General features: G+C 39.8%; 25 protein-coding genes and 1 pseudogene. 15 read left to right on the top strand and 11 right to left on the bottom strand.

The features are described 5' to 3' along the window. Nucleotides 1-25 precede the first annotated feature (25 nt). Nucleotides 26-859 (top strand): TlyA family RNA methyltransferase, encoded by an 834-nt coding sequence (locus tag PL9631_RS10970; protein WP_083620173.1) that lies wholly within the window; start codon nucleotides 26-28, stop codon nucleotides 857-859. A gap of 17 nt (nucleotides 860-876) precedes the next feature. After that, nucleotides 877-1566, top strand: a complete 690-nt coding sequence (locus PL9631_RS10975; protein WP_083620176.1) for a hypothetical protein — start codon at nucleotides 877-879, stop codon at nucleotides 1564-1566. A 198-nt stretch (nucleotides 1567-1764) separates the two neighbouring features. Here PL9631_RS10975 and PL9631_RS10980 read toward each other — a convergent pair whose 3' ends face one another. Beyond that, complete coding sequence (locus PL9631_RS10980; protein ID WP_156090521.1) at nucleotides 1765-2178, bottom strand: peptide chain release factor 1; 414 nt, start codon at nucleotides 2176-2178, stop codon at nucleotides 1765-1767. 154 nt (nucleotides 2179-2332) lie between these two features. On the opposite strand from PL9631_RS10980, the gene PL9631_RS10985 reads away from it, so the two are divergent. Continuing rightward, the gene (locus tag PL9631_RS10985) at nucleotides 2333-2536 is read left to right on the top strand and encodes a hypothetical protein (protein WP_083620181.1); all 204 of its coding nucleotides are present in this window, start codon (nucleotides 2333-2335) and stop codon (nucleotides 2534-2536) included. Nucleotides 2537-2661: 125 nt separating this feature from the next. Here the strand turns inward: PL9631_RS10985 and PL9631_RS10990 are convergent, their stop codons facing one another. After that, a complete protein-coding gene (locus PL9631_RS10990; protein ID WP_231516702.1) occupies nucleotides 2662-3432 on the bottom strand; it encodes a class I SAM-dependent methyltransferase in 771 nt (256 codons plus the stop codon). A gap of 598 nt (nucleotides 3433-4030) precedes the next feature. Here PL9631_RS10990 and PL9631_RS10995 point away from each other — a divergent pair. The 3 genes from PL9631_RS10995 to PL9631_RS11005 all read left to right on the top strand — a co-directional run bounded on the left by PL9631_RS10995 (nucleotide 4031) and on the right by PL9631_RS11005 (nucleotide 7296). Next, the gene (locus PL9631_RS10995; protein WP_083620187.1) at nucleotides 4031-5470 is read left to right on the top strand and encodes a bile acid:sodium symporter family protein; all 1440 of its coding nucleotides are present in this window, start codon (nucleotides 4031-4033) and stop codon (nucleotides 5468-5470) included. Between the two features lie 116 nt (nucleotides 5471-5586). Next, the gene (locus tag PL9631_RS11000; protein ID WP_083620189.1) at nucleotides 5587-6528 is read left to right on the top strand and encodes a spermine/spermidine synthase domain-containing protein; all 942 of its coding nucleotides are present in this window, start codon (nucleotides 5587-5589) and stop codon (nucleotides 6526-6528) included. Nucleotides 6529-6699: 171 nt separating this feature from the next. Further along, nucleotides 6700-7296, top strand: a complete 597-nt coding sequence (locus PL9631_RS11005) for a M23 family metallopeptidase (RefSeq protein WP_083620192.1) — start codon at nucleotides 6700-6702, stop codon at nucleotides 7294-7296. Between the two features lie 281 nt (nucleotides 7297-7577). On the opposite strand, the gene PL9631_RS11010 is transcribed toward PL9631_RS11005, so the two are convergent. Both PL9631_RS11010 and PL9631_RS11015 read right to left on the bottom strand, forming a co-directional pair. Then, nucleotides 7578-8051 (bottom strand): VOC family protein, encoded by a 474-nt coding sequence (locus PL9631_RS11010; RefSeq protein ID WP_083620194.1) that lies wholly within the window; start codon nucleotides 8049-8051, stop codon nucleotides 7578-7580. A gap of 4 nt (nucleotides 8052-8055) precedes the next feature. After that, nucleotides 8056-8433: a hypothetical protein gene (locus PL9631_RS11015; RefSeq protein WP_083620197.1), complete on the bottom strand. Its 378-nt coding sequence runs from the start codon at nucleotides 8431-8433 to the stop codon at nucleotides 8056-8058. 388 nt (nucleotides 8434-8821) lie between these two features. On the opposite strand from PL9631_RS11015, the gene PL9631_RS11020 reads away from it, so the two are divergent. From PL9631_RS11020 to PL9631_RS11035, 4 genes and pseudogenes are all read left to right on the top strand, one after another. After that, nucleotides 8822-10291 carry a CIA30 family protein gene (locus PL9631_RS11020; protein WP_083620200.1) on the top strand — a complete coding sequence of 490 codons (1470 nt, stop codon included), beginning with the start codon at nucleotides 8822-8824 and terminating at the stop codon, nucleotides 10289-10291. Between the two features lie 144 nt (nucleotides 10292-10435). Next, complete coding sequence (locus PL9631_RS11025; RefSeq protein WP_083620202.1) at nucleotides 10436-11326, top strand: carbohydrate ABC transporter permease; 891 nt, start codon at nucleotides 10436-10438, stop codon at nucleotides 11324-11326. A gap of 552 nt (nucleotides 11327-11878) precedes the next feature. After that, nucleotides 11879-14422: a phosphoenolpyruvate synthase gene (ppsA, locus tag PL9631_RS11030; RefSeq protein ID WP_083620205.1), complete on the top strand. Its 2544-nt coding sequence runs from the start codon at nucleotides 11879-11881 to the stop codon at nucleotides 14420-14422. Between the two features lie 96 nt (nucleotides 14423-14518). After that, nucleotides 14519-14666 (top strand): annotated as a pseudogene (locus PL9631_RS11035) (IS5/IS1182 family transposase); the annotation flags it as partial. A 65-nt stretch (nucleotides 14667-14731) separates the two neighbouring features. Here PL9631_RS11035 and PL9631_RS11040 read toward each other — a convergent pair. Further along, nucleotides 14732-15859, bottom strand: a complete 1128-nt coding sequence (locus tag PL9631_RS11040) for a quinone-dependent dihydroorotate dehydrogenase (RefSeq protein WP_083620207.1) — start codon at nucleotides 15857-15859, stop codon at nucleotides 14732-14734. A 215-nt stretch (nucleotides 15860-16074) separates the two neighbouring features. Between PL9631_RS11040 and PL9631_RS11045 the strand changes: the two genes are divergently transcribed. The 5 genes from PL9631_RS11045 to PL9631_RS11065 all read left to right on the top strand — a co-directional run bounded on the left by PL9631_RS11045 (nucleotide 16075) and on the right by PL9631_RS11065 (nucleotide 22118). Further along, nucleotides 16075-18900 carry a sensor histidine kinase gene (locus tag PL9631_RS11045; RefSeq protein ID WP_083620210.1) on the top strand — a complete coding sequence of 942 codons (2826 nt, stop codon included), beginning with the start codon at nucleotides 16075-16077 and terminating at the stop codon, nucleotides 18898-18900. A 178-nt stretch (nucleotides 18901-19078) separates the two neighbouring features. Further along, entirely contained in the window at nucleotides 19079-20803 is a 1725-nt protein-coding gene (gene recN, locus PL9631_RS11050; RefSeq protein ID WP_083620213.1) for a DNA repair protein RecN, read from the top strand. Nucleotides 20804-20923: 120 nt separating this feature from the next. Beyond that, nucleotides 20924-21499, top strand: coding sequence for a Uma2 family endonuclease (locus PL9631_RS11055; protein WP_083620216.1), 576 nt, complete (start codon nucleotides 20924-20926; stop codon nucleotides 21497-21499). Nucleotides 21500-21546: 47 nt separating this feature from the next. Next, on the top strand, nucleotides 21547-21780 hold the full coding sequence (locus tag PL9631_RS11060) for a hypothetical protein (protein WP_083620219.1): 234 nt from the start codon (nucleotides 21547-21549) through the stop codon (nucleotides 21778-21780). Then, the gene (locus tag PL9631_RS11065; protein ID WP_083620221.1) at nucleotides 21777-22118 is read left to right on the top strand and encodes a type II toxin-antitoxin system PemK/MazF family toxin; all 342 of its coding nucleotides are present in this window, start codon (nucleotides 21777-21779) and stop codon (nucleotides 22116-22118) included. The genes PL9631_RS11060 and PL9631_RS11065 overlap by 4 nt, the downstream gene beginning before the upstream one ends. Nucleotides 22119-22310: 192 nt before the next feature. On the opposite strand, the gene PL9631_RS11070 is transcribed toward PL9631_RS11065, so the two are convergent. The 6 genes from PL9631_RS11070 to PL9631_RS11090 all read right to left on the bottom strand — a co-directional run bounded on the left by PL9631_RS11070 (nucleotide 22311) and on the right by PL9631_RS11090 (nucleotide 26576). Then, complete coding sequence (locus PL9631_RS11070) at nucleotides 22311-22652, bottom strand: type II toxin-antitoxin system RelE family toxin (RefSeq protein ID WP_083620223.1); 342 nt, start codon at nucleotides 22650-22652, stop codon at nucleotides 22311-22313. Further along, complete coding sequence (locus PL9631_RS26115; RefSeq protein ID WP_197046337.1) at nucleotides 22652-23098, bottom strand: type II toxin-antitoxin system Phd/YefM family antitoxin; 447 nt, start codon at nucleotides 23096-23098, stop codon at nucleotides 22652-22654. The genes PL9631_RS11070 and PL9631_RS26115 overlap by 1 nt, the downstream gene beginning before the upstream one ends. After that, nucleotides 23046-23375 (bottom strand): type II toxin-antitoxin system PemK/MazF family toxin, encoded by a 330-nt coding sequence (locus PL9631_RS11080; RefSeq protein WP_083620225.1) that lies wholly within the window; start codon nucleotides 23373-23375, stop codon nucleotides 23046-23048. The genes PL9631_RS26115 and PL9631_RS11080 overlap by 53 nt, the downstream gene beginning before the upstream one ends. Further along, nucleotides 23362-23574: a hypothetical protein gene (locus tag PL9631_RS11085; RefSeq protein ID WP_042156661.1), complete on the bottom strand. Its 213-nt coding sequence runs from the start codon at nucleotides 23572-23574 to the stop codon at nucleotides 23362-23364. Before PL9631_RS11085 ends, PL9631_RS11080 begins: the two co-directional genes overlap by 14 nt. 21 nt (nucleotides 23575-23595) lie before the next feature. Next, nucleotides 23596-23718: a hypothetical protein gene (locus PL9631_RS27020; RefSeq protein ID WP_269321696.1), complete on the bottom strand. Its 123-nt coding sequence runs from the start codon at nucleotides 23716-23718 to the stop codon at nucleotides 23596-23598. Nucleotides 23719-23825: 107 nt separating this feature from the next. Next, nucleotides 23826-26576 carry a DNA methyltransferase gene (locus PL9631_RS11090; protein WP_083620228.1) on the bottom strand — a complete coding sequence of 917 codons (2751 nt, stop codon included), beginning with the start codon at nucleotides 26574-26576 and terminating at the stop codon, nucleotides 23826-23828. Nucleotides 26577-26716: the final 140 nt, after the last annotated feature.

Genomic DNA, 26716 nt, shown 5'->3' on the forward strand with positions numbered 1-26716 from the left:
CCGCCTCCCCTACTCCCCCTTCCCTGTGAAACAACGACTCGATACCTTATTAGTAGACCGGAATTTATGTGACTCCCGCCAGCAAGCTCAAAGACTGATCCAGGCGGGGGAAGTTTTAGTCAATCAACAAATGATTGATAAACCGGGAACAGAAGTTAATGTAGAAGCTAAAATTCAGGTTAAACAGCGATCGCCTTTTGTCTCCCGAGGAGGAGAAAAAGTCGCTAAAGCCTTGAAAGAATTTAAAATTGAGGTGAGCGATCGCATCTGTTTAGATGGAGGAATTTCCACCGGAGGATTTACCGATTGTTTATTAAAAGCCGGAGCTCAAAAAGTTTATGGCGTTGATGTGGGTTATGGACAAGTAGACTGGGGAATTAGAAATGATCCTCGGGTGGTTTTAAAAGAACGGACAAACCTGCGCTATTTAACCCCCGATCAATTGTATGGAGAAACCCATCCACCGGAAAATTATCCTGATTTTGCCGTTGTGGATGTTTCGTTTATTTCTTTAACCAAAATCTTGCCCGCGTTGTGGCAATTGTTAAAGCCGAATCGGGAAGTGGTACTGTTAATAAAACCTCAATTTGAAGTGGGTAGGGAACGGGTGGGTAAAAAGGGAGTTGTCCGAGATTCTAAGGATCACGCCCGTGCTATCTTTCAAGTGGGTTCTGCTGCGATGTCCTTGGGATGGCAATATCGAGATTTAACTTGGTCGCCGATTCAAGGCCCCGCCGGAAATATTGAGTATTTGTTATGGTTACATACTCAGGGTCAGCCCTTACCTTCTGAGTTGGCGATCGCCCAAATCACCCAACTCGCTCAACAGTCCCTAACCCAATCCCCGAGTCCCCCTTAACCTTTTAAGTCTCTTTAATGAATTTACCCAAACTACTAAAGCGCATTACGATTTATGTCATCAGCGCTTTCATGTTTGTTTTCTCTGCATTGGTCTTGACGGTCGTGGCGATCGCCATTAAGGTTTTAGTCCTGAAGCTCGCCCATAGATTTGTTTACCCCATTTTTATGTTTGGCGATTTACTCAGGGGTTTAGAAATTATTGATTTACTGAATATTTTAGTGTTTGCGATTTTGGGGATGGGATTAGGAGTCGCAACGGGTTTGTTACCAACTCCAGATGCTAAAAAAATTAGTACGGTTTTTCTAATTATTTTAATTCCCATTATTTTAGCAGTTCCTCAAGTGGTTAAATACAATCTTTGGGTGGGGGATATTGCTCAGGATGATGATCTTTCCTTTCCCCAAGCGCAAACGGTAGCCGATTCTTTTCTCAAACGTAGAATTAATCAGGAGGGGGTTTTCGGGTTTTATTTATATACCGGACAATTTCCAATGGTTCCGACGCGACAACTTCAAATGCAGGAATTGGAACGTTTGGAACAACAAGTTAACTCTAAATTTGTGCGGGTGAGTGGGATTCCCCCGACTTTAATTACAATTATTATGGGGGTTTGTTTTTGGGGAATTCGGATGTTTTATTTTTCCGTTGCTGTGATTACAGCGATCGCTCATTATCGAGAAGGATTAAGGATTGTGGCGAAATAGTTGACTTTTAGGGGGTTGCTATATTGAGTGAGTTGCTACGTTGATTAAAAAGTCAAGTGTATGCTCATGTTAGCCATAAGGGCATTGTCTCCTAAATCGAGATTTTTGTCAAGTAGTCGCGTGAACTAATCTGGCGAAAATTTGGGATGAAGTGGCATCCTGAAGCAGAAAATCGGGAGTTATTGGTTTGGAGAAAAGTCAACGCCAATAGGGTCTCCCTTTCCAAAATAGACCGATTAAAATTCCCATGGTGGTAATTTGAGAGGTACTGAGGAAAATCACAGGAGTAAATATAGATTTATACAGGAATAAAACAATTAATAAACCAATAAATAATGCCCATAAACACGGGACGTTGAGGAAAACTTTAGAGGGCTGAATTTCGATTAAATAAATTGATAAGACTCCCACTCCCACCCCTACGGCAAATAAAATCAACATCCCCAGGGGAGGAGTCAATAAAAGCAGCATAATTTGTTTGAATGCTGGAGATTGAGTGATGACCCAGAGGGTCAAAACCTCTGCGATCGCCACTATTAAATAAGTCAAGGCAACAGTTTGTAACAAAGACGACCAGGGTAAATTTTTTAGCCGTTGGATAAAATTATTCATAGATTTTTTACTAAAATTCACCAGTCTTAACGGGTCTACCCAGTTGAACTTAATTTTATCGATTTTTTGATTCAACTCACGTTAAAATTTTTGATGTTGAGAAACTCGAACCCATTCCAAATCTAAGACCGATAACGCAACAGAGGAGAAACCCATGGAAACATCCATTAACTGTGCAGAAGCCTGTATAAATGGCTGTGTTTTGGGGGATAAATGCCCCAATCGAGAATATATCCCAGAAACGGAGAACTTTATTAACAACACATCCTTAGACCAAATGTTAGAAATGGCGGAGGAAGCGATGCGGAAGAAAAGAATGCAGCCTCCCACTTGGATTTTACCGGATTTTCCTGAGTAAATCTATTCTGGTTGGGCGAATATATAAATTTCCCATCGTGATTGTAGGGGTAATTAAGACGAACTAATTAACGATGGGAAAAGGGATAAAACTGATTAGAAGATGCCCTTTTCCCCTTGAATGTATTAGTTAATTTTATTAGCTACAATCCGAATTCGCTTATAGTCAGCCATCCAAGTCCCATTTTTGAATAATTTGGGACGGAGGCGAGTTTCGATATCGTTCATAATATGTAGTTGGTCTGATACTGAAATTCCTTGAAAAAAGTCTCCAGCAAACATTCTCAACCAATTATTTAAGCCTTTTTCTCCATTAGTTAATGGAGTCGGACGCTCCACCAAGGTTGCCAGCTTTAACTCAAATCCTTGGGTTTCTAAAAGCATTCCATATTCACTAATACTCGGATAATACCAGGGATTCAGGGTTTTATTTTTGGGGTATCCCGCAGCATCTAAAGCCTGATCAATTGCTGTAATAATTGTATCAATATTGCCTTTCCCGCCGAATTCTGCTACAAAACGTCCCCCGGGTTTCAATGCTCGATAAACTCCAGAAATGACTTTTTCCGGTTGTTTAATCCAATGTAAAACCGCATTGGAAAATACCGCATCAAATTGTTCTTTCCAGGCTAATTTAGAGGCATCTATGACCAAAAAATTTAGACCGGGATAGGTTTGGCTGGCTCGTTTAATCATGGTTGAAGCATGATCAATCCCCGTAACTTCGGCCCCCGTGTTTGTAATTTTGTAACTCAAGTGACCTGTACCACAACCGAGATCGAGAATGTGTTCTCCTATACGGGGATCAAGCAATTCCAAGAGATCCACAGCTAAATTTGAGACAAAGCTATGGTGACTATCGTATAATTGTGCATCCCAATAAGACACGGGAGCCATAGGAGCATAGTTTACGGTCTTAGTATTCATGGTGGCAGTAAGGCAGAATTTACTTGTCGTTTTTTATTATGCAACATTCTGTTGATGATTAACTAAAAGTCAAGGAAAGTTTAGACTGATTTCAAGAGGAAGGTTTTGCGCTAAAGCCCAAAGGTTGATTCGGGCGATAAAAGGCGATCTTGACTCCTGGGTGATTAGGAAACAGGACTCTTTTTATACCATCTGGTGAAGCATTATTTCATCTAGTTGAAGATAGAGATTTACTCAACCCCTTATTTTACTTTTATAAAACTATTTAAAATGTTGAGAAAATCTTCATTACTGAGAGTATAGTTGCTTTGGGGTTAATCAGAATTGACAAAAAAACCTAAATACGGTACGGATCTCCCACGGTACAAAATTTAGTCAAACAAATCTATCCTAAATACATTTTAACTTCACATTGGGAAACAATATTAAGCCCAAAGAATGATGCAATTTTATTCGGGGTGATTACGCAAGGTTATAATCTAACCAAATCAGGGTTTTCATTATTTATTATCCCAACAAATTGTATCGGCAGATACTTTTTCTCCTTATTATCCGGGACAGTTCATTTATGTTTCCATTAAAACCCCATCCGATTTCTCAAAGAATTTCCAGCCGAGCTTTTCTGATCGGTGTTCTGGCAGTTTTCACGGTGATTCTGACCGTGACACTGCACTCTGCATCCTTTGCCATAACTAATCCTGATTCAGCCATGAATCAAACAGTCTATGGTCAGGAGTTAATAGCCCAGGTGCCAACTTCGGAGCAACCTTCCCCCAGTGCCCCCTCTGACATCCCAACGGCCGATACAGCTTTGTTGTTTCAAAATGACCGTTATGCGGTGAGGGTGTTTCGAGAAGGAAACAAGGCTTATATCAATATCTATGACAGGGAAAATAAAACTCTAACCCTTAAAAAAATCCCAGTTTCAATTACTCGGGCTAAAAATCCCCAAAAAGATCCGATTAAATACGTTGCGGCGATCAATAACCAAAAATATATCGTCGTGATTAATCCGCTGGGTGCTTCGGAGTTAACGATTTTGAAGGGGGAAACGGTGGTCTACCGCCAGGGGAGTAATCAGGTTGAGGTTGCCCAAAAAGTTCCGGGGATCTCTGACCAAACTGTACCCGTTAACCCCACCCTTGCCGTAGTTAGGACAATATTTATCAATTATGCCAAACTAACCATCTTTGCTCTGATGTTTTCGATGGCCATTCGCTGGAGGTTTGAGGATGTGATCTGGTTGGGTCAGCAACCTTCTCTCCTGCTGCGATCGCTAGTTTCAGTATTTATTGCCGTGCCCTTATTAGGGGCATTAACCATGCTGATTCCGGGGTTGACCGTGGCACAACACATTGGGATTTGGGCGATGATTACTTGTCCCGGTGCGCCGATGATTCCGTTTAAAAGCCTACAAGCGGGGGGAAATGCCAAATTTGTCGCCAGCTTACAGTTTACGGTGTGCATTCTGGCAATTATTAGTATTCCCTTAACGGCTCTGATTTTGGCTCAGTTCTCCCCCAATGAAGCCTGGTTGTCACCCCAAGAAATTGCCAAACAAATCTTTTTTGCTCAGGTGTTGCCCATGGGAATTGGGGTTTTACTGGCTCAATATGCCCCCAAACTTGCAGAGGATTTGGTGGAGCCCGTAACCAAAATTGCGAAATTGATGCTTTTGCTGGTTGTAATTCTTCTGCTCGCCGTCACCCTAGAAAAAGTTCTGAATGCTGGATTTTGGGCTTACTTGGCGATGGCTTTTCTCTCGATTGCTTCCCTGGCCTGTGGTCATTTCTTGGGTGGCCCCCAACCCGAAACTCAAACGGTTCTGGCCTATGCAACGGCGACCCGCAATGGGGGTTTAGCAATTCTATTGGTCAGCCTGAATTTTCCCAATCTCGATTATATCAAAGGTGGGATTATTGATTCGCTGATTACCTATGCCTTAATTGCCGCCTTTGTATCTATTCCTTATACAATTTGGCGGAAACGAACAAGGGTTGCTAATTAGAGACTTATTAGTAAGTATAAGATTAAGGTTAAGTTAAGCCACTTTAACATTTTGTGGCAGATCCAGAATGCTCTACCCTAGAACATTGGATCTGTATTTTTTAAGGAGAAGTAATTATGTCGGGTAGCGAATTAAAAGCTGATTTTTGGGTGAGTGAGTATATCACACCTTGGGATATTTATGTTCATGGAATTACCAAGGTATTAGCTTATAAAAAAACCCCCTATCAAGATATGTATGTGGTGGAAACCGGCGCCTATGGAAAAGCCTTAGTTCTCGATGGCAAATGGCAATCTTGTACCGGAGATGAATTTCTCTATCATGAACCCTTAGTTCATGTCGCCTCGGTCTATCATGGGTCTCCCAAAAAAGTTGCGGTTTTGGGCGGCGGAGAAGGGGCGACCATTCGGGAGGTTTTACGCTGGAAAACCATTGAATCCGTGGCCATGATTGACTTAGATGGGGATGTGGTCGAAGCCTGCAAAGAATATCTCCCAGAAATGCACGAAAATGCCTTTGATGACCCTCGCACCCAATTAATTATTGGGGATGCCATCGACTTTTTAGATCAGACTCAGGAAAAATGGGATATTGTGATTTCTGATTTATCCGATCCGATTGAAGATGGGCCATCCTTTAAACTGTTTACCAAAGAATATTTTGAAAAAATTCGTCAAATCTTAACCCCCGAGGGCTATGGGGTGATTCAAGCTGGCCCGGTTTCCCCGAATGAGATGAAACTGCACGTCCGCCTGGTGAATACCCTGAAAACGGTTTTTCCCCATGTTCACTCCTATACCAGTTATATTTCTACTTACGGAAGTCCCTGGAGTTTTATTATCGTTTCTGCCCAACCGATTAATACCCGCCCTGAACCGGAAAATGTTGATAAGGTTTTACAAGAGCAAACCACCGGAGGGCTACGGATGTTTGATGGGATAACGATGTTAGGAATGTTACAAACTCCTAAACATTTACGGGCTGCGATCGACGCCGAAACCGAAATTTATACCTTAGCTGAACCGCCGAAATTCTTTGGCAAAGGGACTAACGCTTAATCAATAGTCATCTATTTGAACACTTTCCCATTATTTTAAGGTGGGAGAGTGTTAACAATTAACCAAAATCTAGTACAATACATCCCGATACCCGCCTCCGGTGTGCTGAAAAATTAATTATAAAAAATCCCACTAATAAACCCTTTTGGTGATCGAGGAGTAAAGTCACAAATGGCAAAGTCTAAATTACTACGCCCAGGTAATCTTATTTTACTGGCAGGATTAATCGGTCTGGGTTTTGGGGGACTGGGATGGAAACAACAGTTCGCCAAAGCTCAAAATTCTGAGGTAGCAACGGGTTTAAACTGGTCGGGAGCTTCTTTTCCCGTTGAGGGGTTTCAGGAATACACCTCCCCGTTTGGGTATCGGGGGTCGGGGTTTCACTATGGTTTAGATTTGGCAGCCCCCCAAGGCAGTTATATTCGCAGTTGGTGGCAGGGTCAGGTGGTGGAAGTTTGGCAAGATGACCGTTGTGGTACGGGCATTGCCATCCAGTCTGGTCAATGGGAACATATTTATTGTCATGTTCAAGGGAGTGTGGAAAAAAACGCTCAAGGGACTTATTTTATTGACCGACCGGGGGGGATTCAACTTTGGGAAGGTCAACAGATTTCCTCCGGGACGAGAATTGCTCGGGTCGGGATGACAGGACGAACCAGTGGCCCCCACCTACACTGGGGCTTAAAGCATAATGGCCGTTGGGTTGATCCCGGTCGGGTGTTACGCTCGATGTATGATCAACAAGTTCAACAAGCTAATCGGGGTTAATTGTTGACTCGTACCGCCTCAAGTTAAATTCTTGTAAAAAAAATGAGTAACCTTTGATACAATAGTTAACGTGAGATTTGAAAATTTCTACCCGCAGGCTGATGTAGAACGCAGCGTTTAGGTATCTTCAAATCGAAACAACAACGGTATCCATAAATTAAGACCAGCGATTGAGATTTTGCGCTGGTCTTTTTTATTGGGGAATTACGAATTACGAATTACGAATTACGAATTACGAATTGGTAATACTTCGACTTCGCTCAGTAACAGGGTAATGGGTTTTATGGGGGGTCACAGCGAATTTCGATCATGAAACCATCGGGGTCGTAGAAATAAATTCCGCGTCCGGTGGGGCGAGTAACGGGGCCATGATCGATGATAATTGAATGGGATGTACTATGCGATCGCAATACTTCCACAGCCTGATCAAAATATTCTGGCGCAATATCAAAAGCCAGATGATTGACCCGGGTGAATGCTGTTTTGGGATCTCGATTAGGTGGAGTTAATTCGGGTTCGGAAAACAGGTCAATAACTGTGCCATCGGGGGTGACAAAATTAGCGACTTTCCCGGCTTCCACTAAGGATTTTAAGGTAGTGGGAACTTCATCCCCAACTAATTCGTGTAACCCTAATATCGTACCATAAAAATATCGAGAATTTTGTAAGTTAACAACATTTAACGCAATATGGTGAACCCGTCGTAACCATCCAGAAGATAGGACTTTGGGGGATATGGTTTCAGAAGATTCCATAGACTTAGTTAAAGGCTGGATTCTGGAATTTGCTCATTATTTTTTGAGCCAATGAAACTGTTTTTTTGATAAAATATTTTAAATTATTAGGGGATTTAATCGCCCAAATATTAATCACTAAACAGGTTGTTCCCAGGGATAATAGAATATAAGTAGGAATCATCACCACACCAATCATAAACCAACTGAAAACGTGCAGCACCATCAATCCCGAATATAAACTAGCAAACCCAGAAATTAACAGGATTTGAGAAGATGGACGATTTAGACCGATAAAAATTAAGGTTTGTAAGGTAGCCAATAAATTAAACGGGATTAAAAACGCACAAATTCCTAAACAATTATTTCGAGAAAATTCAGCAAGTGTAGTTAAATCTATCATGATCAAAACTCTGGTTTTTGAGAATAGCTAGAGATGAAATATTTTTTATAGTTTGGACTTTTCAATTATAGCCTTTTTAATGGCTATCGTTTCTTAGTTGTCCAAAAATTAGTAAACATCATCAAAAAACTACCGACAACAATCACTAAGGCGAGTCCGACGGGGATCGCGGTTTCTAAATCGATATTTTCCATGGTTTTTGTTTATATGCAATCAACAGATACCTTAACACAGATATTTCTACTTGGGGAAGGGAAAGGCCATAATTTTAAGGATTGACGATTTCACAGACCTTGAGCAATTTTGGCTTTCTTCTGTTACCATTAAATTGGTTATATATCTTATATCTATAGGAATACTCCTTTAACAAAATTATCGGGAGAAGGCAATGGTAGAGCAACAAAAAGGACAATGGGATGGGGGGCGGTTTCTCAAAACCCTGGCTTATTTTGGGGTTATTCCTTTTATTGGTAATATTAGTTGGATTCAAAATTTATTGGGAATAGGGAAAAAACAACCGCAACAGAAACCCAATATTATATTAGTAGTTGGGGCGACGGGAGGTGTGGGAAAACGGGTAGTAAAACGCTTACAACAAAGGGGAATAACCCTGCGTTGTTTGGTGAGAGATATTAAAAGAGCTAGAACAATATTAGGGGATACGGTAGAATTAATTGAAGCGGATTTAACAATTCCCAAAACCTTAACTCCAGCCATTTTTCAAGATGTTACCACGATTATTTGTTGTAGTGGAACTAAAGTTCAACCCGTGGAGGGAGATACTCCCAACCGAGAAAAATATTATCAAGGAATTAAGTTTTATTTACCCGAAGTGGTTGATGTGCCGGAATTAGTAGAATATCAAGGCATCCAAAATTTAATTCATGCTTTACCTGTAACTCTCAAGAAAGCTGGGGATAAAATTTTGTTTGATTTTACCAAACCCACGGAGGAGATTAAGGAAATTTGGGGAGCATTAGATGATATTGTCATGGGGGGTATTAGTGAAAGTTCGTTAAAATTAACCCCCGATGGTGGATTGTTTAGCGGATATGTTTCAACGGCTAACTCTGGGGGATTTGTTTCGGTGAGAACTCGCAATTTTGAACCCGGTTTAGATTTATCAGACTATCAGGGAATTGAGTTACGAGTTAAGGGGGATGGAAAACGATATAAATTTATTATTCGCTGTAATGATGGTTGGGATAGTGTGGGATATTGTTATTCTTTTGATACGGTTTATAATATTCCGATTACCATTAGAATTCCGTTTGCGGAATTAATCCCTGTATTTCGAGCTAAAACTATAAATGACGGAAAACCTTTTGATTCTAGTCAGGTATTTTCCCTCCAGTTAATGTTGAGTAAGTTTGAATATGATGGAGCTTTAAATCCTAAATTTCAACCGGGATTATTTCAATTAGAAATTGAGTCTATTAAGGCTTATGGTGGGAAGGTATTACCTCGGTTTGTTCAGGTAAGTTCGGCGGGGGTAACTCGTCCAGGGAAACCAGGATTAAATTTAGCAGAAGAACCGCCTGCGGTACGTTTAAACGAACAATTAGGAGGGATTTTAACTTGGAAGTTAAAAGGAGAAGATGTGATTCGTTCTAGCGGTATTCCCTATACTATTATTCGTCCCTGTGCGTTAACAGAAGCACCCGGAGGTTCGGCTTTAAAATTTGCTCAAGGTGATACGATTAAAGGGCAAGTGAGTCGAGAGGATATGGCGGAATTATGTATCCAAGTATTAAATCAACCTTCAGCTTGTAATACGACATTTGAAGTTAAAACAGAACCGGATAGTCAATTTTCAGGAAATTGGGATGACTTATTTTCTGAGTTAAAATCCGACTAATCATAATTCGTTGTTGCGCTTCAGCGCAATCTTGAGGGCTAAAGCCCAACAACGTTAAAATCCGACTAACCATAATTCGTTGTTGCACTTAAGCGCAATCTTGAGGGTTAAAGCCCAACAACGAGCTTTATTATTTAATGGGAAATGATGTTAAAGTTTAAACCCGTTTTTACCCCTTATTTATTTTTATTTCCCGCTTTGTTAATGCTAACCTTAACCGTATTCTGGCCAGCATTACAAGCATTTTATCTGAGTTTATTTAGTTACGATTTACTCACGCCCCCCGAATGGGTTGGGTTAAAAAATTTTCAACGGTTATGGACAGATGAGGTATTCTGGGAAACCTTAAAAAATACGTTTTTGTATTTAATCATAGTAGTTCCTGTGTTAGTGTTTGCGCCCCTAACCTTAGCAATTTTAGTTAATCAAAAATTAAGGGGAATGAATGGATTTAGAACCGCTTATTATGTCCCGGTTGTAATTTCCATGGTCGTCGCGGGAATTGCTTGGAAATGGTTATATGCAGAAAATGGGTTTTTCAATCAACTTTTAAACGCTATTGCTATTCCGCCTATTCCTTGGTTAACCAGTCCCAATGTCGCCTTATTTAGTGTGATGGCGGTGACAATTTGGAAAGGGTTAGGCTATTATATGGTTATCTATTTAGCAGGATTACAAAGTATTCCCTTAGAACTGTATGAAGCCGCTAGTATTGATGGGTCGGATGGGTTTAAAAAACATTGGGATATTACATTACCTTTGATGAAACCCTATATGGTTTTAGTTGGGGTAATTTCGGCTATTTCTTCAACTAAGGTATTTGAAGAAGTCTATATTATGACCCAAGGAGGGCCTAGAAATAGTTCTAAAACGATTGTTTATTATTTGTATGAACGAGCCTTCCAACAGTTAGATTTAGGTTATGCTTGTACCATTGGGTTAGTTCTGTTTTTAATTGTTTTAGGATTATCAATTTTACGATTAGTAATTGAACGGTTTACGGAAAATATGGAAAGCAGTAATCATTTAATGTAGGATGCTGGATTTTTCTTACACTCTGGGATTTTCGGCCTTTTCCGGCGAGTCAGGACAGCCGCCCCCCAAAAGGGATAAAACCTGATAACAGATTAAGTCAGACCAGTATTTAGACTCAGTTGACTTGTGGAACGTCAGTGTGGCTTTTTTTGATACAATTATTCATATTCCTTCGCAACATTTGTTAATGTTAATTCTCAAGGTTTTGAGAACTTAATCTTTTTTAAAAATAGCCCATAACTCCCTGATAGCAATAATCTTTTACTTTAGGTTACTATGGAAACAAAAAGAACCTATATTGTAATAGGGATAGAAGGTGGTAGTCTTAAATATAGAGGCAAAAAACCCTCAGTTCAGAAGAAAAGTTCAGACCTAGAGAGAAAAACAGAAGGTAATCTTAAGAACTGCAAAGTTCAAGAATGATTTAGAAAAACTTAACTTAGAATGTACAGGTAGAGATTAATACATTCTGATCTAAGTTTGAACTTAAATAAACAATAAAGATTGACTGAATGTTAATAAAACAGTCATTCCAATTGGAGGATTTTAAAAATGGTTAACACTTATGCAACGACTGAAACAGTAAATTCAGAAGCGAAAGAAACAGCTTTTGTACTGTGGTTTGATGAAGTGGGAATTTCTGATATTCCCTCAGTCGGTGGGAAAAACGCATCCTTGGGCGAAATGATTCGAGAACTCACCTCCCAAGGCGTTAATGTTCCGAATGGATTTGCCACCACTGCCTATGCTTATCGTTATTTTATTGAGTCTGCGGGTTTAGAGAAAAAACTACGGGAACTATTTGCAGACCTCGACGTTGAAGATATGCCCAACCTGCGACAACGCGGGAAACAGGCTCGTTCCTTAATTTTAGACACTCCGTTTCCACCCGAATTAGAAGCAGCGATTACCAGCGCTTATAAAAAACTCTGCGAACGCTACAGCACGGACGGCGATTTTTGCAGTCAATTTGGCGACGAATATAAGGAGGAATGCAAACGTTATTCCAATGATGTAGACGTTGCTGTGCGTTCCTCCGCCACCGCCGAAGATTTACCCGATGCCAGTTTTGCCGGACAACAGGAAACCTACTTAAACGTTTATGGCGAAGAAGGAGTTTTAGAATCCTGCCATAAATGCTTTGCCTCGATTTTCACCGACCGGGCAATTTCCTATCGCACGATTAAAAATTTCGACCATTTTAACGTGGCCCTGTCCGTCGGTGTGCAAAAAATGGTACGGTCTGACCTCGCCTGTTCCGGGGTGATGTTCTCCATTGATACCGAAACCGGATTCAAAAATGCCGCCTTAGTAACTGGAGCCTATGGTTTAGGAGAAAATATTGTTCAAGGTACGGTGAACCCCGATGAATATTTTGTATTCAAACCGACCTTACTGCAAGGGTTCCGTCCCATCTTAGAAAAACGCTTAGGCAGCAAAGAACTGAAGATGGTCTATGACATCGGAGGTTCTAAATTAACTAAAAATATCTCAGTTCCCCAGTCCGAACGGGATAAATACTGTATTACTGATGACGAAATTCTGCAATTGGCGAAGTGGGCTTGTATTATTGAAAACCACTATTCGCAAGTCCGGGGTACTTATACTCCGATGGATATTGAATGGGCAAAAGATGGAATTACCGGACAATTATTTATCGTCCAAGCCCGTCCTGAAACCGTGCAATCCCAGAAATCTGCTTCCGTTCTCCGCAACTTTAAACTGCTCGGAACCAGTAAGGTTCTGTCTCGCGGTCGGGCCGTGGGTGAAATGATTGGTCAAGGCAAAGCCCGGGTGATTCTGGATGTCCATAAAATTGATGAATTCCAAGCGGGTGAAGTGTTAGTCACCAACAAGACTGACCCCGACTGGGAACCGATTATGAAGAAATCCAGCGCCATCGTTACCAACGCGGGCGGACGGACTTGCCACGCAGCAATTATTGCCCGGGAAATGGGAATTCCCGCCATTGTCGGTTGCGGTGATGCCACCTCAGTAATTAAAAACGGCCAAGAAATTACCGTTTCCTCTTCTGAAGGAGAAGAAGGTCGGGTTTATGAGGGGTTAGTTCCCTTTGAAATCCAAGAAACCGTTCTCGATAATCTGCCCAAAACCCGGACGAAAATTTTAATGAACGTGGGCAACCCCGAAGAAGCCTTCGGTTTGTCTTCGATTCCTTGCGATGGTGTGGGGTTAGCGCGGCTGGAGTTTATTATTGCTAACCATATTAAAGCCCACCCCTTAGCGTTGTTGAAATTTGACCAACTCGAAGATGAGTTAGCCAAACGGGAAATCGCCGAGATGACCAAAATCTACGACCATAAACCGGACTTCTTCGTCGATAAACTGGCCCATGGTATCGGGATGATTGCCGCAGCCTTCTATCCGAATCCGGTGATTGTGCGGATGTCCGACTTCAAGAGTAACGAATACGCTAACCTCTTAGGTGGTCGTCAGTTTGAACCCAAGGAAGAAAACCCGATGATTGGTTGGCGGGGTGCCTCCCGTTACTACGACCCCAACTACCGCGAAGCCTATGGGTTAGAATGTGTCGCCCTGAAACGGGTTCGGGACGAAATGGGTTTAACTAATGTCACCCCGATGATTCCCTTCTGTCGTACCCCCGATGAAGGTCGGAAAGTGTTAGCAGAAATGGAAAAACACGGACTGAAACGGGGCGAAAATGGTTTAGAAGTTTATGTGATGTGTGAACTTCCCAGTAACGTGATTTTTGCCGATGAATTTGCCGCCGTGTTCGACGGATTCTCGATTGGGTCTAACGATTTAACCCAATTAACATTAGGTTTAGACCGGGATTCTGCGTTAGTTGCTCATATCTTTGATGAACGCAATGAAGCCGTGCTGCGGATGGTCACTATTGCAATTAAAGCGGCTAAAAAATATGGTCGCAAGATTGGGATTTGTGGTCAAGCGCCCAGTGATTATCCTGAGTTTGCCCGGTTCTTAGTGGAGTTAGGAATTGATTCAATTAGTTTGAATCCTGACTCGGTGATTAAAACCATTCTTGATATTGGCAAAATGGAAGAAGCTGGCACGTTGTTAGATGAAGTTATGGACGTTGCCAAAGCCAAATAAATTCCCGTAGAGACGTTGTATACAACGTCTCTACAGGGATTGTTTACTGAATTTTAGGATTTGATATATTAGGGTATGGCGATGCTGTACCCTTTATTTATTTTTCTTGACCGGATTAGTTGGGATAATTTTAACGAATCATCAGATTTAAAAGTACAAATAGAGGCATTTAAAGAATACACAGACTATTATCCGTTTGGCAGTTCATGTAGATAAAATTTACCGGACTAGAGAAAACCGAGCTTGTCTGACTTCATTAGCTAGTTAATCATTCGTTTCCTTTTCTGTTACTTTTTCAGCAAGCCCTAATTAATGTTTGAAACCAACGGCTTCAGAAATTGAATTTAAACCATATTGATCTAATTTCTGTAAGAGTCCTGCTAAGATTCTTTTTACCATTCCTGGCCCTTCATAAATCCAACCTGTATAAACTTGAATTAAACAAGCGCCTGCGGTGATTTTTTCCCAAGCATCATCGGCGGTAAAAATTCCGCCAACTCCAATAATAGGAAGTTGTCCTTGGGTATTTTGATGAATCCAACGAATCACTTCCGTTGACCTTTCTTTGAGGGGTGCGCCACTAATTCCGCCTGCTTCTTCGGTAATATAACTTCCGGTTTGGGGTAGCCATTCGGTTTTTAATCCCTCCCGTTTGATGGTGGTATTAGTAGCAATAATTCCAGCTAATTCATAGGTTTGGGCTAAATTTACCACATCGGCGATCGCATCCCATTCTAAATCCGGTGCAATTTTAATTAAAATCGGTTTATTATCCGTATTTTCAGTTTTTAAAACCGCTATAATTTTACTTAATTGTTCCGCATCTTGGAGCGATCGCAATCCGGGGGTATTAGGAGAAGAAACATTCACCACAAAATAATCGCCATAGTCTTTTAACAGTTTAAAACTTCCTAAATAATCCTCGGCGGCGGCTTCTAAAGGAGTAATTTTAGATTTTCCTAAATTAATTCCAACGGGAATTATAAATTTTTGTTGATGTTTTTCCCGTAATCGTTGCGCCAAGATTTCCGCCCCTTGATTATTAAATCCCATGCGATTTAAAATGGCTTCATCCTCAACTAATCTAAATAATCTCGGTTGAGGATTTCCCGCTTGAGGATGGAGGGTGACAGTCCCTAATTCCGTAAATCCAAACCCGAAACTTTGCCAAATTCCGGCCGCCACCCCATCCTTATCAAACCCGGCGGCTAAACCCACGGGATTAGCAAAATTTAAACCCCACAATTGTTGCTGTAAACGGATATCCTGTAAACAGAATGAGGGTTTAAGTTGAGATTCTAGCCAATTCATCGGTGACTGAGACTGATTTTGGTCAATCCAACTCAGGACTTGTAAAACGTGATGATGCGCCCATTCTGGATCGATTTTGAGTCCATAAAATAAAAGGGGTTTAACGGCGCTGCGGTAAATATCCAAAATAGTCTCCTCTGCTTATGTCTTAATTCCCAGATTTTAATTTAGTCTATTTTTTGAGTAAAAGGGTGAAATACTAAGGGTAAGATAGAACCATCAACCAGACTAACGGGTAGAGTATTTCTCCTACCCTATACCAGAAAAGTGCACGGGTTTAGGATCTTAATTAAAATTTTAATTTTGAATGTTAATTAAAAGATAGGATTTGGGAGTTTATTATGGGTCAGCTTGAAGAATCGACCGCATTAGAGCAACCTATCATGACCTTGGGGCGTGTTCTCCAAACCCTACAAGATGAAGATAATGTTGATGTTTTAATCGAAACGATTTTAAACTATTTAAAAACTGAGTTTGATTATAGTTTAATTTGGATTGGTTTGTATGATCGTTTAGATCATCGTTTAATCGGAAAAGGCGGAATCACACCCACCGAAGATAATTGGTTAATCAAACAAAGATTTGTCTTATCTCCTGGGGATTTACTTGAACAGTTAGTGATTCAAATGCGGCCTTTAGTTGTTCCCGACCTACGATCAGAAAGTCGCGCTGGAGAGTGGCAAAAAGCTGCCCAAGCCTTTAATATTCAGGGATCAATTTTATTTCCCATGCGCTATAAAGATCGCTGTTTTGGTGTGGTTTTATTAGGATCAACGGAGTGGGGAATTTCTCCAAGTTCGATGGAAAAAGAACTAATTTCAATGGTTTTAGGAACCTTGGCTGCTTCTTTATTTCAAATTGAAACCACTTGGATGTATCAACAAACCAAACGACCTGACCAACCTTTTTTGAAACTTTTAACTCAATTTAGAACTCTAAATACTTTGGATCGATGTTTAGAAGTGGCGGTGGAAACAACCCATGAATTTATTGAACCCACCCGCACCAATGTCTATTGGTATTATCGAGAAGGGCGTTATTTTTGGCGACGGGCCAGTAATCAACAAAAACTTCCCAGTGTGAGTTTGATGAAACAAGCCGCTTCCGGGGTGACAGTCCAGGATTTAGGAGAATTTTATCAAGCTTTAATTGCCGATCATTTAGTGTCAATTGGAGAGTCTTATAGTTCTCTTAGGGCTGATACAACGGAACGATTAATGGAGAAAATTCGCGCCCGTTCCCTCTTAGCAGTTCCAATTCTTTTTAATCAAGAAATGTTAGGATTTATTGCGGTTGAAGGTCAAAATCCCAGGATTTGGCAGGAAAATGAAAAACAATTTTTGCGAGGTGTGGGGCAATTAATTTCCCTAACCGCCCCCTTAGCGGAAATGGAAGTTAAAATTCGACAAGCTGAACTGGATCAGTCTCTGACAGCTAAAGTAACCCGTGCTATTGTTGATGATCAAGATTGGCAACTTTCTTTGAAAACTACCGCTAATCTTTTATGTCAGCGATTAAATACGGGACGATTTCTACTAATTAAACGTCATCTTAAAACGGCAAAATTTGAGATTATTTATCAATATTATCCTTTAAATAGAAACGCAATTTTTTCGCCTTTAGATTCTCTGAGTTCCCAAGATTGGCAATCTTTAAAAAATGAGAATGAAATTTTGCTAATTGAAAATTATGATGAAGATGAAAAATTAAAACCTTGGCGCAATCAACTCAAGGATGCCGGAGTGCGATCGCTCATTCTTTGCCCGATTAATTCTTGTTTGACTTCGGAAAAAAATCAACAAGACAATACACCTCAAGAGTGGTTATTAATCGGTCATGATGCTCCCAGAACTTGGGATCGAACCGAACAGGAATTAGTTAAAATTGTGGGTCAACAATTAAGCGTAATTCTCCGTCAATGGAAGTTAAATCAACGAATTAAATCTCAAGAAGAATTTAATCAAGCCTTAGAGAAGGGCTGGTCAATCTTAGAAAAAACTGAGCAATTACAACCGCTAGAACAACAATTCACAGAAAAAATAGCCCAATTGTTAAAAAGTCCTTTAGTTCTATTATTAACCTGGCCAGAAGGAGCCAAAAAAGCAAAAGTTGCCCATTGTATTGCTCGTCAATCAAAATTTTATATTGACTCAGATCGGTTAATTTCTATCGCTAAAGATCCTTTAATTCAACACGCTTTATCAACAAAAACAATGTTTTGGTGGCCCGTACAGGAGTTATCTGCTTATACTCGCCAATGGTTTACAAGCACCGTCGATAAAATTTTAGTCACTACCCTGCATACCGCTTCTGAACACGATCCTACGGGTATTTTGATTGTTGCTGATCCTGAGCAAATTCAAACAGAATCTGGCCTATCTTTAACTCTGCTTAATTCCTTGATCATGCAGTTTTCTTGGTCACGGCGCTATCTCAGAATTCAAGAGGTCTTAACAACTCAACATGAAGAATTACAATGGATGAATTGGTATAAACAACGACGCTTAGAAGAATTGTATCGAACCGTAGGCGGAGGACTGAAACAGTTAAACGAATTAAATCAATCTCCGTTTCAATCAACCGATCCACAAAAAACACAACTTGCCCATTTACGCTATCAACAATTACTCCGTCAAATGGGAAGTGCTTTAGCCTCCACCAGTTCTTTAATTAAACAGGAACAATGGCGACTCCAGCATCAAAATGATATTATTCCGATTACTAATTTACTGCGAAGGGTGCGAGAAAAAATTAATGCTATAATTAGAAACAAACAAATCCAATTAGTTGTTAAACAACAGGAAAATTTTAATGTTATTGGCGATCATATTAAACTAGAACTTGTTTTTTATGAAATCCTCCTAACCACCTGTCATCGCGCTGAACCCGGTGGCATTATTGAGATCATCACTCAGCCTTTAAATGACCATCAATTAGAACTGATGATCACAGATTATGGTATAATCAATCCTCAACTAATTCTTGAGTTAAAAATCGGTCATTCTCCCGATTTACTTGCTCCCTCTCCCCTATCTTCTCCCCCAGGTCAACAGCTTTTAATTTGTCAGCAAATGTTAGAAAAAATGGCAGGGAAATTCCTAATAGAACTGGGAGAAAATCAACAAATTATAACTCGGATTATTTTAACCTTATCTCCAGCAAGCTAGATCAATGATTGACTATAGGACTTACACAAAGAAAACAGGTTTCTACGAAAAAGATGAAGGTTTATCGCTAGATATCTCAGAAGAAACCCGGTTTCTGACATCCCGTGCGTAGTTGCTCAAAATTAAGGTAATGAATACAGAACTTGCTCCTAAAACTGATAACTAATAACTGATTAATATGTTACTTTCTCTAAGAATAGAAAATTTTGCTTTAATTGATCATTTAGATTTAGATTTAGGTACGGGTTTAAATGTATTTACCGGAGAAACTGGAGCCGGAAAATCGATTATTTTAGATGCAGTTGATGCGATTTTAGGGGGAAAAGTAGACCGTCGTTCGATCAGAACAGGAGCTACAAGATCGCTATTAGAAGCAACATTTGAGATGGACAAAAAATGGTTTAATTGGTTAACAGAACAAGAAATTGATTTAGTCGATGGAAGTTTAATTGTTTGCAGTCGGGAAGTAGTAATTACCGGGGATAAACTACGCAGTCGATCTCGCGTTAATGGAGTATTAGTCAATCGCAAATTAATTGAACAACTGCGCGAGCGCTTAATTGAAATTACCGCCCAAGGACAAACCTTACAACTCGGTCAACCCGAACTACAACAGGAATGGTTAGATCTCTATGGCGGTCAACCCTTAATCAAAGCTAGAAAAGCTGTAGCATCGACTTATACCCAAGCTCAAACCTGTAGTCATGCCCTAGAGAAACGCCGTCAATTTGAACAGCAACGGTTACAAAGGTTGGATTTATTAACCTATCAAATTCGAGAATTAGATGCAGCTACTTTAACCACAGCAGACGAATTAGAACAATTACAAATTGAACATCAACGACTTAATCATATTGTTGAACTCCAACAACAAAGTTATCAAATTTATCAAGCCCTATATCAAAGTGAAACCGGGTTAGCTGCGGCGGATTTATTAAGCCAAGCGGAAAACAAACTCAGTGATTTAGTCGAATATGATCCCCAACTTCAACCTATTTTAGAAATAGTTAGTGAGGCCATGGCTCAAATTACCGAAGCCGGAAGACAAATTGGCAGTTATGGAGAACAATTAGAATCCGATCCCCAACGGTTAGAAGAAGTAGAAGATCGGATTCGAGACTTAAAACAAATTTGTCGAAAATATGGGCAAACTTTAGAACAAGTTATCGAATATTATCAACGCATTCAAGAGGAATTAAAAGAGTTAGAAGATGAAGAGCAATCGATTGAATCCTTAGAACAGACCTATCAACAAGCGGTTCAAGAGCTTAAAGAAACCTGTCAACATCTAACTGACCTGCGCCAAAAAGCCGCCCATCAATTGGAAACCCATTTGCTAAAAGAACTCAAACCTTTAGCGATGAATAATGTTAAATTTCAAGCAGAAATTCATCCGATTTCCCCGACCGCTATGGGGGCGGATCAGATTCAATTTTGCTTTAGTCCCAACCCAGGAGAACCCCTGCAACCCTTGGGGGCGATCGCATCGGGAGGAGAAATGAGTCGGTTTTTACTAGCCTTAAAAGCCTGTTTTTCCCAAATTGCTGGGTCAGGAACTTTAGTTTTTGATGAAATTGACGTTGGGGTATCGGGACGAGTGGCCACCGCCATTGCCCAGAAACTCCACCAACTGAGTCAGCGCCATCAAGTCCTCTGTGTCACCCACCAGCCCCTAGTTGCGGCCATGGGAGATCATCATTTTCGGGTAATCAAAGAAACCATCCAAACCGACTTAGAACCCAATTCCCAGGCCCCAGAAACCCGCACCGTTGTTCGTGTCAGTCAGTTAACCTCCTCCCAACGTCGGGAAGAATTGGCTCAATTGGCCAGTGGAGAATCAGCCCAAGAAGCGATCGCCTTTGCCGAGTCCCTTTTGACCCAAGCTGCTTTGATGAAGAATTAGGTTTGACACCAAAAACTCCAAAATTATGACAAAATAAAGCTATTAATTGGTAACTAATAATATGTAATAGGATATGAGATAGTTAAAATTTATCCATGAACATTCAATGAGGATAGGACTATGAATGCTTTAACTGTCAATTTGAAATCATTAATAGAAATGACTGATGAGCAATTTTTTCAGCTATGTCAAAACAACCGGGAATTGAGATTTGAAAGAAATGCCAATGGAGAGTTAATAATTATGCCACCAACGGGAGGAGAAACAGGAAACAAAAATGCGAGAATCACTCAACAGGTAATGAATTGGACTGATGTTGATGGTACTGGCATTGCTTTTGATTCTTCGACTTGTTTTAAATTACCAAATGGTGCAGATCGTTCTCCTGATGCTTCTTGGATCAAGTTGGAAAGATGGGATGCTTTAACTGATGAGGAAAAACAAAAGTTTCCCCCTATTTGTCCTGATTTTGTAATTGAGTTACTTTCTCCTAGTGATAGTTTGAAGACTACACAAGAAAAGATGAGAGAATATATAGATAATGGTCTGCGTTTGGGTATATTAATTAATCGTAAATCTCGTCAAGTAGAGATTTATAGACCAGGAAAAGAGGTTGAAGTTTTGGATTCTCCCGCTACGGTTTCGGGGGAAGATGTTTTAAAAGGTTTTGTGTTAAATTTGGGGATGATTTGGTAAAATTATATAGGTATTTATTTTTACACCTTAATCAAATAATTTAACTTATGTCTACTACAATTCGTGAAGAACTTCACCAACAGATTGACCGATTACCTGATCACATTGTTGAAAAAATTGCCAACTTTACCCGATTAATTGCCACTGAGCCAAACAACATTTTAGAATATACTAATTGGCAAGATGAAGACTGGCAAAAATTTTCATTAGAGCAATTTTTCAAAGAAGAAGATGAAATTGAATATTCCCTAGCAGATGCTCAAGAAATTTATCAACCATGAAACCAGGTGATATTGTTCTAATTCGTTTTCCTCAAGCAGACTTGAAATCAGGAAAACTACGTCCAGCTTTAATTATTGCTATTTCACCAAGTCGCCATCGTGATTTATTACTTGCTTTAATTTCTTCTCGTCTCCATCAAGCTACTCTAGGATTTGACGAAATTATTAATACCTCAGATTCTGACTATCTTACTACTGGACTTAAAGTGGCTTCTTTAATTCGGCTAGGACGATTAACAAGTGTCGAATCATCTGTAATCAATGCACGTTTAGGAAATATCTCACCAGAAAGACTAATACGCATTAAAAATCTTTTAATCAATTGGCTAAGAAAATAAAATTAGTGCGATCGCTTATTGTTTAGAAAGCTTGATGGCGATATAATTTAGATAAAGACTGTGTTCTTCTAGTTCATCAGATAAGATTTCGCCAGCGTGAATTGCAGGTCTTGCCATAGTTGTTTTCTCCTTTAGCGATCGCTTTTTCTATCACTTCCCAATACCCAAAATTCTATTCTCTAATTCTGAATTTTAATCATCATCTTGATCCTCCTCTGACTCGTCTAATAGCCCTAATCTCAATAGCTTTTTGGCAAGAGCATATACGTCTTGTTTACTACCATCCTTCCGAATTCCCAAAGCTACAATCATGACAGTGACTTGAGCTTGCTCGATCGCGTAAATGATGCGATATCTTTGTCCAACTGCACGCACACTGTAATAACCATCTAGTTCACCGAGTAATGGTTTTCCCTGGATTTCGGGAGATTCTTTGAGCTTGTCAATGCGATCGCTAATTTTTTTAAGGATACGACGATCGCTAATTTCTTTTAATAGTTTGAAAGCCGTGGGCTGAATGACGACGCGATACATCACAGGTCTAATTCTCGTTTAGCTGATTCCCAATCTATTCCTTGTGCTGATTTCGCCTCGGTAATACCTTGACGCAAGTTAGCCATAAGGTTCGCATCACCAAGTATTTCTATGGTTTCGAGTATTGCTTCGTAATGTTCCCATGTCATCACAGCTAGGACAGGCTTGCCTCTGCGGGTAATTGCCAGTGTACCGCCTTGCTGGGCAAGTTTTTCAGGTAATGAGGTTAACTCGTTTCTTGCTTCTGTAATCGGAATATTGGATAGCATTATTTTTGAATCTATCTGTACATCTAAGTGTACATCTAAATACGGCAAAAGCGATCGCCTAAAATCAAAACTCACAGGAATAGCGATCGCCACTTCAAAAAAATCAAACCGCGATCGCATTATTTCAAAACTGAGGTTTGATATGAGTGTTCCATACTTCACGCAAGTTATCAGCATCTTCTTGAGATAGCTGCCCTAATTTGGTAATTAGTAAAGATTTCTCTAAGCAATCAAGTCGTGATAAACGCACAGTTGAGGCAACTCGTAAACCACTGGTTGTCCAGTCTTTTAGTAAAACATCGGTTTGTGTTCTCGGCCGTGCAGATGTCACTGCTGCTAATATAAGATCGGCTTCATCTAGCCAAAGAATTAATACGGGTCTCTTTTTTGAAGATATGCCATTTGTAAAAGGAATTGATGCAACCCAGATTTCTCCTGCCTTAATAGTCGTCATATAATCCTTCATCTTCTGACGAATAACTTTTTAAAAAGGCATCATGGGCGCGATCGCCTGTTTCTGTTTCTGATTTTGGCTGAATAGTAATAAGCCATTTACCTTTGCCGATTCCTTCTATTATGGAGCTAGGTATTGTAAATTTTTCTCCGTCTTGAAGCTCTATTTCAAAAGCTAATTTTAATAACTGGCTTTTCATATTGTGTAGATACTAAAATATTTAAAATTCTAACATAGAGTTCGGTTTGGGTTTTAGAGCGATCGCCCCCTCAACAGCCAAAACATCACGATCACCTAAAAATGCTGATTTCGCCTCGGTAATACCTTGATGCAAGTTAGCCATAAGGTTCGCACTATCTGTATATCTAATTGTACATCTAAATACAGCAAAAGCGATCGCCTAAAAATCACTACTCACACCGAATAGCGATCGCCAGATCATCTAATTTATTAACTATCTTTTTTCTTAACTCGCTTTTTCTTCTCGACTTTGAGCAATGGTGCACTTAGGGTTTCATAGAGGCTAAATAAATACTCAATGCGATTTAATTCACTAACAAAAGGTTGGGGACGATAGCAAAGGTCTACGGCTTTATCTAGGGCTTGATGTGCCTTTACCAAGTCGGGCGGCATGGTGAGAGGATCGTAAAGATCGGCGAGGCTACTATCAGGATATTTTTCCCTTGTGTCTAATACTTTTTGTGCGGCAGTTTCGACTTTTTGCTTTTGTTTGTCGCTGACGTTTTCAGGGAATGGATAATTGTTGTAAACGATTGTATTGGAATAACGAAAACGACTTTCTAATCTTCCACAGACATATCTAACCCAAGTCATGTGCATTTCTGAAGTGAGAATACCAAATAAATATAGAGTTGCATTAGGAATACAATTGCAACTATCAGCAACAATTTCATGCTTTTTACAAAGACCTATAGGAATATATTTTCGATTTTCTGAAGAATGTCGAGGCAGGATAATGTAATCGTTACTAGGTTGCCTATTTTCTGTAAAAACAGTTGGATATTGCGCCCATTTAACTGTTGCGATTTTAGAACTCATCATCCTCATTTGTTTAACAGATTCTATTCTTTTTAAAAGTAAAGGTAACTTTTTGAGTTCATTGGGTTGAATATTTGTAAGCCAAAAACACCAACGTTTTTTACCATTTAAAAACTCATCTGCTGAGATAAATGGTCGAATAAAATTTAATCCATCTGGCTCTTGCTTGACATATTCATTTTTCTCTTCATCAGTCATTAGGAGATTACCTCCATCAGTGGGTTGGCTACCCTTAAGCATCTCAGAGCTATTACAAATTGAAGTAGTTCTCTTTAATACAACTAAATCATTCCCTTCAGCTAAATACGGGTTAATATTTCTAATTCTTTTTTCCGTTGGTTCGCCCTTGATATCTACATAATCAAAGATTCTCTTATTTTCAATATCCTGTAACCCAAAGCCAATAATCACACAATGTACAGCCGCATTACCTTTTGCCTCATTACTCCAACTAAAAGTACGATGAGCAAAATGAATTTTAATTTTGTATCTGTTGTAAAGCTCTCGCCAGAGAATCCCCACTTGCTCACCTTGCGAAATTGAACTTGTACTAACAAAAGCACAACGAATATCTGTATTTTGAATTAACCGTGCTGCCTTAATATACCAAGGTGTTACATAGTCCAATACACCCGCACCATTCACTCCAGCAAATATCAACCCCATATCTGCTTTTTGTTGAGTATTTTGTAAATGTTTCCCGACAAATGGAGGATTACCCAAAATGAAATTTAACTTCTCTTTTGCAACAACAGACTCCCAATCAATCCGCAACGAATTACCATGCACAATCTTCGCGGATTTCTTCAATGGCAACCGCACAAAATACTGCCCAAACTCATTACCCACCTTCACATTCATCTGATGATCAATTAACCACATCGCCACCTCAGCCACCCGCACCGCAAATTCATCATATTCAATCCCTGCAAACTGATCTACATCAACTTGAATAAAAATTCTTACATCAACAAAACCCTCGTCTTTTCTATACAATTCACGCAAAATTTTAATTTCTAAATCTCGCAATTCCCGATAGGTAATAATCAAGAAATTACCACAACCACAGGCAGGATCGAGAAAGTGTAAATTGGCAATCTTTTTATGTAATGTTTCTAGTTTGCCCTTACTACCCTTAGCCTTCTCAAATTCAATATAAAGATCATCCAAAAAAAGCGGCTTAATCAACTTTTGAATATTCTTTTCAGAAGTGTAATGCGCCCCTAAATTGCGCCGTTCCGTCTGATTCATTACCGCCTGAAACATCGACCCAAAAATCGCCGGGGAAATTTTACCCCAATCAAACCCACAATCTTTTAACAACATTTCACGCATCGGTTTATCAAACGCCGCAGGTTTTACAGTCTCCTCAAATAACTTCCCATTCACATAGGGAAACTGCACTAAATTCTCATCTAAATTTTTTAACCGCTTATCATTGGGAGTATTTAAAACATGGAAAATCGAAGCAATGTGCATCGCTAAATCGCTGCCATCTTCCTTGGTATGCAGATCGATATATTCCCAAAAAATTCCCTTATTAAAAATCCCCGTATCATCAGCAAACATACAGAACAATAGCCGCACCAGATACACCTCTAAATCATGCCCTATATAGCCAATTTCTTTGAGGCGATCGTGCAGTTCTCCCATCAATTCCGCCGCCTTAATATTGACAGGATCTTCATCCTTATAAACCCGTTTTTCATATCCGGCCATAAAGCCGAATAGATGCACATGATTTACAAAATCCTTTAGCTCAAACTCTGTAGTTTCGTCCGTATCTAAATCATAAAGCCGGAATTTTTGGAAATCCGAAACTAAAATATATTTTGGTAATTCATGCTCTTTTAAATTGGGAAAATAATCTTTTGCCTGTTGTGTAGCCTTATCTAAGTCTTTGCCCTTAGACTTATGCTCCACCAAAATCATCCCTTTCCACAAAAGATCGATAAAGCCTTGTTTATTATCTGCCTTTTTAATCGGTAGCTCAAAACTTCCCACCCGCCGCCGTGAAATGCCAAACACATTAAAAAAATCATTCCAGAATGATTGTGACTCTGACTTCTCTGAAGTTTCAGTTTCCCATTCCTTAGAAAAGGCGATCGCCCTTTGCTTAATTTCATTCCAACTTAAAGGCATATCGGCAAATGTTAAGGCATAATTTTAGGCAATCTTTATACTATCACCGGACTTACGCAAGTACACTATATATAGCTTGCTTGAGTAAGTCCTGACAGATTAAAATCCGTGAAATCCTCTTAAACAGCACTTACTTATCA

Origin of the sequence: Planktothrix paucivesiculata PCC 9631, assembly GCF_900009265.2 — a bacterium.
In the GTDB taxonomy this organism is placed as follows: domain Bacteria; phylum Cyanobacteriota; class Cyanobacteriia; order Cyanobacteriales; family Microcoleaceae; genus Planktothrix; species Planktothrix paucivesiculata.

Excerpts from the sequence above, each read along its gene's own strand:
- PL9631_RS11000 (WP_083620189.1), top strand. The coding sequence starts at position 5,587 with ATGTCGGGTAGCGAATTAAAAGCTGATTTTTGGGTGAGTGAGTATATC.
- PL9631_RS11090 (WP_083620228.1), bottom strand. The coding sequence starts at position 26,576 with ATGCCTTTAAGTTGGAATGAAATTAAGCAAAGGGCGATCGCCTTTTCT.
- PL9631_RS11045 (WP_083620210.1), top strand. The coding sequence starts at position 16,075 with ATGGGTCAGCTTGAAGAATCGACCGCATTAGAGCAACCTATCATGACC.
- PL9631_RS10975 (WP_083620176.1), top strand. The coding sequence starts at position 877 with ATGAATTTACCCAAACTACTAAAGCGCATTACGATTTATGTCATCAGC.
- PL9631_RS27020 (WP_269321696.1), bottom strand. The coding sequence starts at position 23,718 with ATGGCTAACTTGCATCAAGGTATTACCGAGGCGAAATCAGCATTTTTA.
- PL9631_RS11080 (WP_083620225.1), bottom strand. The coding sequence starts at position 23,375 with ATGACGACTATTAAGGCAGGAGAAATCTGGGTTGCATCAATTCCTTTT.
- ppsA (WP_083620205.1), top strand. The coding sequence starts at position 11,879 with ATGGTTAACACTTATGCAACGACTGAAACAGTAAATTCAGAAGCGAAA.
- PL9631_RS11015 (WP_083620197.1), bottom strand. The coding sequence starts at position 8,433 with ATGATAGATTTAACTACACTTGCTGAATTTTCTCGAAATAATTGTTTA.
- PL9631_RS11055 (WP_083620216.1), top strand. The coding sequence starts at position 20,924 with ATGAATGCTTTAACTGTCAATTTGAAATCATTAATAGAAATGACTGAT.
- PL9631_RS11020 (WP_083620200.1), top strand. The coding sequence starts at position 8,822 with ATGGTAGAGCAACAAAAAGGACAATGGGATGGGGGGCGGTTTCTCAAA.
- PL9631_RS11070 (WP_083620223.1), bottom strand. The coding sequence starts at position 22,652 with ATGTATCGCGTCGTCATTCAGCCCACGGCTTTCAAACTATTAAAAGAA.
- PL9631_RS11065 (WP_083620221.1), top strand. The coding sequence starts at position 21,777 with ATGAAACCAGGTGATATTGTTCTAATTCGTTTTCCTCAAGCAGACTTG.
- recN (WP_083620213.1), top strand. The coding sequence starts at position 19,079 with ATGTTACTTTCTCTAAGAATAGAAAATTTTGCTTTAATTGATCATTTA.
- PL9631_RS10990 (WP_231516702.1), bottom strand. The coding sequence starts at position 3,432 with ATGGCTCCCGTGTCTTATTGGGATGCACAATTATACGATAGTCACCAT.
- PL9631_RS10980 (WP_156090521.1), bottom strand. The coding sequence starts at position 2,178 with ATGAATAATTTTATCCAACGGCTAAAAAATTTACCCTGGTCGTCTTTG.
- PL9631_RS10995 (WP_083620187.1), top strand. The coding sequence starts at position 4,031 with ATGTTTCCATTAAAACCCCATCCGATTTCTCAAAGAATTTCCAGCCGA.
- PL9631_RS11010 (WP_083620194.1), bottom strand. The coding sequence starts at position 8,051 with ATGGAATCTTCTGAAACCATATCCCCCAAAGTCCTATCTTCTGGATGG.
- PL9631_RS11005 (WP_083620192.1), top strand. The coding sequence starts at position 6,700 with ATGGCAAAGTCTAAATTACTACGCCCAGGTAATCTTATTTTACTGGCA.
- PL9631_RS11025 (WP_083620202.1), top strand. The coding sequence starts at position 10,436 with ATGATGTTAAAGTTTAAACCCGTTTTTACCCCTTATTTATTTTTATTT.
- PL9631_RS11085 (WP_042156661.1), bottom strand. The coding sequence starts at position 23,574 with ATGAAAAGCCAGTTATTAAAATTAGCTTTTGAAATAGAGCTTCAAGAC.
- PL9631_RS26115 (WP_197046337.1), bottom strand. The coding sequence starts at position 23,098 with ATGCTGATAACTTGCGTGAAGTATGGAACACTCATATCAAACCTCAGT.
- PL9631_RS11060 (WP_083620219.1), top strand. The coding sequence starts at position 21,547 with ATGTCTACTACAATTCGTGAAGAACTTCACCAACAGATTGACCGATTA.
- PL9631_RS10985 (WP_083620181.1), top strand. The coding sequence starts at position 2,333 with ATGGAAACATCCATTAACTGTGCAGAAGCCTGTATAAATGGCTGTGTT.